Annotated in this window: 6 protein-coding genes; 2 read left to right on the plus strand and 4 right to left on the minus strand. The window is 71.7% G+C overall.

Annotated elements, in window-relative coordinates; translation table 11 throughout:
• The first annotated feature begins 89 nt into the window (after positions 1-89).
• Positions 90-1934, plus strand: coding sequence for a copper resistance CopC/CopD family protein (locus tag EAO71_RS01455; RefSeq protein ID WP_261991933.1), 1845 nt, complete (start codon positions 90-92; stop codon positions 1932-1934).
• 126 nt (positions 1935-2060) lie between these two features.
• Here the strand turns inward: EAO71_RS01455 and EAO71_RS01460 are convergent, their stop codons facing one another.
• From EAO71_RS01460 to EAO71_RS01470, 3 genes are all read right to left on the minus strand, one after another.
• The gene (locus EAO71_RS01460) at positions 2061-2282 is read right to left on the minus strand and encodes a hypothetical protein (protein ID WP_147975929.1); all 222 of its coding nucleotides are present in this window, start codon (positions 2280-2282) and stop codon (positions 2061-2063) included.
• 94 nt (positions 2283-2376) lie between these two features.
• Positions 2377-2703, minus strand: a complete 327-nt coding sequence (locus EAO71_RS01465) for a hypothetical protein (RefSeq protein WP_147975930.1) — start codon at positions 2701-2703, stop codon at positions 2377-2379.
• 136 nt (positions 2704-2839) lie between these two features.
• Positions 2840-3340 carry an SRPBCC family protein gene (locus EAO71_RS01470; protein WP_187282514.1) on the minus strand — a complete coding sequence of 167 codons (501 nt, stop codon included), beginning with the start codon at positions 3338-3340 and terminating at the stop codon, positions 2840-2842.
• Positions 3341-3751: 411 nt separating this feature from the next.
• Here EAO71_RS01470 and EAO71_RS01475 point away from each other — a divergent pair, with 411 nt between their 5' ends.
• Complete coding sequence (locus EAO71_RS01475) at positions 3752-6103, plus strand: arylsulfatase (protein WP_147975932.1); 2352 nt, start codon at positions 3752-3754, stop codon at positions 6101-6103.
• A 16-nt stretch (positions 6104-6119) separates the two neighbouring features.
• Here EAO71_RS01475 and EAO71_RS01480 read toward each other — a convergent pair whose 3' ends face one another.
• Positions 6120-7298 carry an acyl-CoA dehydrogenase family protein gene (locus EAO71_RS01480; RefSeq protein ID WP_147975933.1) on the minus strand — a complete coding sequence of 393 codons (1179 nt, stop codon included), beginning with the start codon at positions 7296-7298 and terminating at the stop codon, positions 6120-6122.
• Between the last annotated feature and the right edge of the window lie 140 nt (positions 7299-7438).

Consider the following 7438-nt stretch of genomic DNA (forward strand, 5'->3'; position numbering starts at 1 on the left):
CCGCTCCCGGTCCCGCCGCACCGGGTGAACGACGGCTGCCTCGCTTCCGTATCCCCTCCGCCGGAACGTACGGGCGAGGGGACCACGGCGTGGAACGAGCAACACGATGGGGGCGGTACCTGGCGGGCGTTCTGCTGGTGCCGGCCGTACTCGCGGGGGCACTGCTCGCCGGAGCGGCACCGGCCGCGGCGCATGCCGTGGTGACCGGCAGCGATCCCCGCGGCGACTCGGTACTGGCCACGCCGCCGGACCACGTCACGGTCACTTTCAGCGAGGCCGTCGCGCTGTCCGCGAACGCGCTCCGGGTACTCGACCCCGAGGGCCGGCCGGTGCACACGGGCAGCCCCGGCCACGCGGACGGCAAGGCGGAGACCGTACGCATAGGGCTCGCCGACGGCCTCGGGCAGGGTACGTACACGGTCTCCTGGCGGGCGACGTCGGCCGACAGCCACGCCATCTCCGGCGCCTTCGTGTTCTCCGTCGGCGCGCCGTCGCGGGACGGCGCCGCTCCGACCACCGAGCCGGAGGTGAACGGCGCCGCAGGCCTGCTCGAGGACGTCGGGCGCCACGTCACCTACACCGGCCTGGCCCTGCTCGTCGGGGTCGCGGTCTTCGGCCTGGTCTGCTGGCCCGGCGCCCTGGCCGTACGAGCGGTGCGCCGCCTCCTGGCGGCCGGCTGGTGGGCGCTCGCGGGATCGACGCTCGCGCTGCTGGTGGCGCGGGCGGCCTGGGAGAGCGGGGGCGGCTCGGCCGGCCCCTTCGACCCGCGGCTGCTGTGGGACACGGTGAGCAGCCGGCAGGGTTGCGCGCTCCTGGTCCGCCTGGCCCTGCTGGCGGCGGCGGCCGTGGCCCTCAGGCGCCGGGTGCGCGCCGGGCGGGCCGGGCGGGGCGAGTCGTCCGGCGCGGCGGTACTGGCGGCGGGGCTCGCGGGGACGTGGGCGGCCTCCGACCATGCCTCGGCCGGTGTCCAGGTGCCGGTGGCGATGGTGTCGTCCGTGGTGCACCTGCTCGCGATGTCCGTGTGGCTGGGCGGACTGGCCGCGCTGTTCGTGGCGCTGGCGCGCGCACCGCTGGACACTCCGGTCCCCGCCGCAGCCGTGGGCCGGTTCTCCCGGCTCGCCCTGGGGTCCGTGGCCGCGCTGGCGGTCAGCGGCGTCTACCAGTCCTGGCGCGGGCTGGGCTCCTGGGAGGCGCTGGCCACTCCGTACGGCCGGGTCCTCCTGGTGAAGGCCGGTGTGGTGGCGGCGATGTTGGCGGTGGCGTCGTACTCCCGGCGCCTGACCAGGCGATCGGTGCCCGAGCCGGTCGAGGAACCGGTGCCGGTCGAGGAGCCCGTGCCGGTGGCCGCGGGCGACGGCCCGGGGCCGCTGCCCGAGGCCGCGGCGGGGCGCGCTGAACCGGGCTGCGGTGAGACCGGTCCGCGACACCCCCCAGGTGCGGCGTGGCGGCGCGGACTGCGCAGGTCCGCGGCGGCGGAGGCGCTGATCGGAGTGGTGGTCCTCGTGGTCACGACCGTGCTGACGGGTACGCAGCCGGGCAGGGCCGACGGCGAGACGGTGACGGCCTCCCGGGTGCCCGGGTGGCCGGACGTGAACCTGGTCGCCCTGCCCTTCGACACGGGTGGCGCCGGCATCACGGCGAGCGGCCGGATCCAGATCACGCTGGAGCCGAGCCGGGTGGGCCGGAACGCGGTGGAGGCCGTCGTCCTCGGCGCCGACGGCGGCTTCGTCTCCGCGCCCGAGGTCCGTCTCATCTTCACCCACGCCGCGGACGGCATCGGCCCGCTGGACGCCGAACTCGTCGACCGGGGCAGTCACTGGAGCAGCGACACCCTGACCCTTCCGGTCGCCGGAACGTGGACGATGCGGGCCACCGTCCGTACCTCGGACCTCGATCAGGTCACGGTGGAGCAGGCGGTCGAGGTCGTTCGCTGAGCCCCGGCCGGAGGCGTCCCCGGCCGGGGAGCAGCGTCGGGCCGGCGCGCCGGGCGTCCCGGGTACGGCGTCACGGGGACGCCGAGGGGGTGCCTCGCGCGGCGTGCCGGCGCCGCTGAAACGCCCTCAGGAGCCGGTGGCCAGCACGGAGTCCAGCTTTCCCGCCCGTGCCTGTGCGACCAGATCCGCGAACTGGTCCGCGCTCATCTGGACGTGCTGGCCGAAGTCGTCGGTGATCCGGATGCGCCGGTCGTCGGGCGCGTCCGCGTCGACGAACAGCTGCGGGCATCCGCAGTCGCACTTGCCGCAGAACGTCGCGACCGGTGCGAGCCGGGGGTTCTGGCTCATGTCACTTCCCTTCCTGGAACGCCGGGCCGCCGGCCGGTGTGGGCCGACGTCCGGAACATGCCCGAACCGCCGGGAAGCACGCCTGATCCGGGCCTCAGCCGTCCCCGTCCACCAGCCAGCGCAGTTCGATCTCGAGCCACCGGCTCTCGTCGCGCCACGCGTCCAGGACCGCCACCATCCGGCGGCTCACCGCGTCGGCCGTGAGGGAGCGCCAGCGGCAGCGCGCCAGGGACCCGACGAGCAGATCGATCCGCTCGTCGTGGCGGGGCACCGGTACCGGGCCCGGCGTGTCGGGGGCGTCGAACGCGGCGAGCGCGCGGCGGCAGACCATTTCGGGGGTGAGCCTTCGCCACTCGTACGGGCCGAGTGCGTCGGTCACCGCGCGCACGCGTGGGTCGGTCAGGGATGCCGGGCGCAGCATGCGACCTCCGCGGTGTGGACGACTCCCGTCGACGGCCTCTTCGTCGGTGCGGGGCTTTCCCGCCCGCCGATCGGACCGAAGGGGGGTGAATGGCGCAGATCGTACGCGCCTGGCCCGCCGGCCGCTGTGTCGCCGCTCACAGGGCGGGGCGCGCCTCCGCGTGGGTGCGGACGGCACGCAGGGCACGGCGCTGGACCAGTCCGATGACCGGACCGCAGGCCCATGCCAGCGGGGCGACCAGGGGGGTCGGCCGGATCGCCATCGTCCAGGTGAGGCGTGAGCCGGAGGGTGTGGGCTCGATGGTCCAGTCCTCCGCGGCGTGCCGGAGTCCGGGACGCGACGCCTCGTAGACACTGAAGGTGTACCGGCGCCCTTCGTCCCAGCGGAAGAAGCGTTCCCGTGCCGTGAGGAACGTGAGCAGGGTGACTTCGCGTACCGTCCCGACGCCGAACGGACGTGGTGAGTTCCATTTCAGGTCGGTGAAGGCCCACACCCAGTGGACCAGCTCCTCGCCGGTCAGGATTTCCCATATCCGCTCGGCCGGCGCCCTGGTCTCCACGGAGTGTTCGTACCGGAAGGGCGCGGACGCGAGGAAGCTGTCGCCGGTCTCGGTGACCGGGTACCAGTGGCGAGCCATCGGGTACGTCCTTCCCTGGAGCACGGATCGCGGCGGGCGGGTTGTCATGGCACACGCGCTGGAATTGCGGGGAACCGCCGGAGGCTGTAGGGAGGGCGCGGACTCGGCGAATCCCTGGATGCCGCGCCCGCTGCGGCTGCCTTCGGCCACCGAAAAGGCGGCGGAATTCGCGCCCGCGCCCCTCACCGATGACCCGGAAGGCGCAGTGGCAGCCGCCTTCTGACGGACCTACCATGATTATCGTGCTGCACGCGTGGCAGGCCGGCAACCGGCTGCCCTGCCGGCCGCGGGCTCGGACGAGCACATTCTCACGCGGTTCGGCGCGACGTGAATTCTGGCTTCTGAGCCCCCGCGCACATCGGCCCGTCTGCCGGACCCCCAGTGGGTCGGCAGGAACGGAGGACGACCACGATGCCAGTGAACGAGTACAAGCCGGGGAGCGCCTTCTCCGGAGTGATCGGGCGGACCACGGACGTCTCCAGCCCGGCGTGGCCCGAGCCGCCGGGGGCGGTCCCGGGATCGCCCAACGTGCTGACGATCGTGCTCGACGACACGGGTTACGGACAGCTGGGCTGCTACGGGAGTCCGATGCAGACGCCCCGCCTCGACGGTCTGGCCGCCAACGGACTGCTGTACAACAACATGCACACCACGGCTCTGTGTTCACCGTCGCGTTCGTGCATCATCACCGGCCGCAATCACCATGCCAACGCCATGGCGGCGATCACGGAGTTGGCCACCGGCTACCCGGGCTACAACGGCAACATCCCGTTCGAGAACGGGTTCCTGTCCGAGATCCTGCTGGAGCACGGCTACAACACGTACATGCTCGGCAAGTGGCACCTGATGCCCTCGGCCCAGGAGTCCCCCGCCGGACCCTACAACCGCTGGCCGCTGGGCCGTGGTTTCGAGCGGTTCTACGGCTTCCTCGGCGGTGACACCAACCAGTGGTATCCGGAGCTCGTGTACGACAACCACCAGGTCGAGCCCCCCGCCTCGCCCGAACAGGGCTACCACTTCACCCCGGACCTGACGGACAAGGCCGAGCTCTTCATCTCCGACGCCAAGCAGGTCGCCCCCGACAAGCCGTTCTTCCTCCACTTCTGTCCCGGGGCCACCCACGCGCCGCACCACGTGCCCCGGGAATGGGCCGACCGCTACCGGGGGCAGTTCGACGACGGCTGGGACGCCTACCGCGAGGTGACGTTCGCCAACCAGAAGCGGCTCGGTGTCGTACCCGCCGACGCCGTTCTCTCACGCCATGACCCGGACGTCCCCGAATGGGAGTCCCTGTCCCCCGACGCCCGCCGTCTCGCCGCGCGGATGATGGAGGTCTTCGCCGGGTTCCTGTCCCACACCGACCACGAGATCGGACGGTTGCTGGACTTCCTCCAGGAGATCGGCGAACTGGACAACACGCTGATCATGGTCGTCTCCGACAACGGGGCGAGTGCCGAGGGCGGCGTCACCGGGACGGCCAACGAGGCGCAGTTCTTCAACAACGCTCCCGAACCGCTCGAGGAGAGCCTGAAGGCGATCGACGAGCTCGGCGGTCCGACCACGTTCAACCACTACCCCTGGGGCTGGACCTGGGCGGGCAACACGCCGTTCCGGCGCTGGAAGAGGGAGACCTACCGCGGCGGCGCCAGCGACCCGTTCCTCGTCCACTGGCCTGCCGGCATCAAGGCACGTGGCGAGGTGCGCACCCAGTACGCCCACCTCGTGGACATGGTGCCCACCGTGCTCGACATCCTCGGGATCGAGCCGCCGGACACCATCAAGGGCGTCACCCAGTCGCCCCTGCACGGCGTCAGCTTCGCCCACACCTTCGACGACCCCGCCGCGCCCACCCTCCACCGCACCCAGTACTTCGAGATGCTCGGGCACCGGGCCATCGACCACGACGGCTGGCGCGCCGTATGCCCCTGGCCGGGCCCGTCGTTCAGCGAGGCGCAGCAGCCGTTCGGGACCCCCATCAGTTCGGAGATGCTGTCCGAACTGGACGCCCACGCCTGGGAGCTGTACCACATCGACGAGGACTTCGCGGAGAGCCGTGACGTCGCGTCGGAGCATCGCGCCAAGACCATCGAGCTGATCTCCCTGTGGTACGTGGAGGCCGGCAAGTACGGGGTGCTGCCGATCGACGGAAGCGCGCTGGCGCGGATGACGACGGAACGTCCGCAGATCAGCAGGCCCCGCACGAGCTACACGTTCCGGCCCGGCACCCAGTCCCTGCCGCCCTCCGTCGCCCCCAGGGTGCTCAACCGCCCGCACAGCATCACCGCCGACGTGGAGATCCCCGCGGACGGCGCCGAAGGCGTGCTGATGAGCCAGGGTTCGATGGCCGGCGGGTGGAGCTTCTACATCAAGGACGGCCTGCTGACGTACGTGCACAACTACGTCTCACGGGCCCTCTACACGGTGTCCTCGACGGATCCGGTACCCGCGGGCCGGCACGAACTGCGCTTCGAGTTCGAACCGACGGGCAAGCCCGATCTCGCCTCGGGCAAGGGCGCACCCGGGCGTGCCGAGCTGTACGTCGACCGCAGGCTGGTCGCGGTGGCCGAGTTCCCGGTGACCACGCCCGTGATGTTCAACCCCGGCGGGATGACCTGCGGCGCCAACCCCGGCCAGCCGGTGACCCCCGACTACCGGTCGCCCTTCCGGTTCACCGGCGGACTCCACACCGTGGTCATCGACCTTTCGGGCGAACTCATCGTCGACGCGGACAGCGAGATGCGCATGCACATGGCCCGGCAGTGAGGACGTAGCGCGGTCCTCAGCGGCGGACCCGGGGCATCCCGAGACCGATCCAGGAGATGATCTCGCGCTGGATCTCGTTGTTGCCGCCGCCGAAGGTGAAGATGACGGCCGAGCGGTAGCCGCGTTCCAGTTCGCCGTGGAGGACCGCTCCGGCCGAGCCCTCCTTCAGCGCGCCGGCGGAGCCCACGACCTCCATGAGCCAGGCGTAAGCGTCGCGGCGCGCCTCGGAGCCGTAGACCTTGACGGCGGAGGCGTCCTGCGGGGTGAGGGTGCCCTGCTGGACGGCGTTCACCATCTGCCAGTTGAGGAGCTTCATCGCGTCCAGGCGGGTGTGCGTGCGGGCCAGCAGGCGGCGGACCCAGGGGACGTCGATCACCCTCCGGCCGTCGGTGAGTTCGGTGTCGGCCGCCCATTGCCGGACGTCGTGCAGGGCGCGGATCGCCATGGTGCCGTGGGCGGCGAGGGTGACCCGCTCGTGGTTGAGCTGGTTGGTGATCAGGCGCCAGCCCTTGTTCTCCTCGCCGACGCGGTGCGAGACCGGGACGCGGACGTCGTCGTAGTAGCTGGCGGTGGTGTCGTGCGAGGCGAGGGTGTTGATCAGGGTGCAGGAGTAGCCCGGGTCCGTCGTCGGGACGAGCAGCATGGTGATGCCCTTGTGCGGCGGGGCGTCCGGATCGGTGCGGACGGCAAGCCAGACCCAGTCGGCCGTGTCGCCGTTGGTGGTCCAGATCTTCTGCCCGTTGACGACGTACGTGTCGCCGTCCCTGACCGCGCGGGTCTTGAGGGCGGCGAGGTCGGTGCCCGCGTCGGGTTCGCTGTAGCCGATGGCGAAGTCGATCTCGCCGGAGAGGATCTTCGGCAGGAAGCGGGCCTTCTGCTCGTCGGTGCCGAACTGCATGATCGTGGGGCCGACGGTGTTCAGCGCCATCAGCGGCAGGGGGACGCCTGCCTGGGCCGCCTCGTCGAAGAAGATGAACTGCTCCATGGGACTCAGTCCGCGTCCGCCGTACTCGGTGGGCCAGCCGACGCCGAGCCAGCCGTCGGCGCCGAGCCTGCGGATGGTCTCGCGGTAGAAGCGCTTCTGGGCGGCCGGGTCGGCATAGCGGGCGTACACGTTGTCCGGGACCAGCTCGGCGAAGTACGCCCGCAGCTCGGCGCGCAGGCGGTGCTGGGCGTGCGTGTACTCGAGGTGCATGGGGGCCTCCCGTGGCAGCGTCCTTGGAGCGTGCGCGCGACGGCGGCCACGGTAGAACGTGTTCCACAAATGCGGAAGCCCCGTGCGCACGGGTGGCGCGGCCGGGGCAGGTGAGGCGGAAGGGGGCGAGGCCCGGGGGG

Source organism: Streptomyces sp. MS191, from assembly GCF_008042125.1.
Classification (GTDB): domain Bacteria; phylum Actinomycetota; class Actinomycetes; order Streptomycetales; family Streptomycetaceae; genus Streptomyces.

Bases quoted from the DNA above. Each gene is read 5' to 3' on its own strand.
- EAO71_RS01480 (WP_147975933.1), bottom strand. From the start codon at position 7,298: ATGCACCTCGAGTACACGCACGCCCAGCACCGCCTGCGCGCCGAGCTG.
- EAO71_RS01465 (WP_147975930.1), bottom strand. From the start codon at position 2,703: ATGCTGCGCCCGGCATCCCTGACCGACCCACGCGTGCGCGCGGTGACC.
- EAO71_RS01475 (WP_147975932.1), top strand. From the start codon at position 3,752: ATGCCAGTGAACGAGTACAAGCCGGGGAGCGCCTTCTCCGGAGTGATC.
- EAO71_RS01460 (WP_147975929.1), bottom strand. From the start codon at position 2,282: ATGAGCCAGAACCCCCGGCTCGCACCGGTCGCGACGTTCTGCGGCAAG.
- EAO71_RS01470 (WP_187282514.1), bottom strand. From the start codon at position 3,340: ATGGCTCGCCACTGGTACCCGGTCACCGAGACCGGCGACAGCTTCCTC.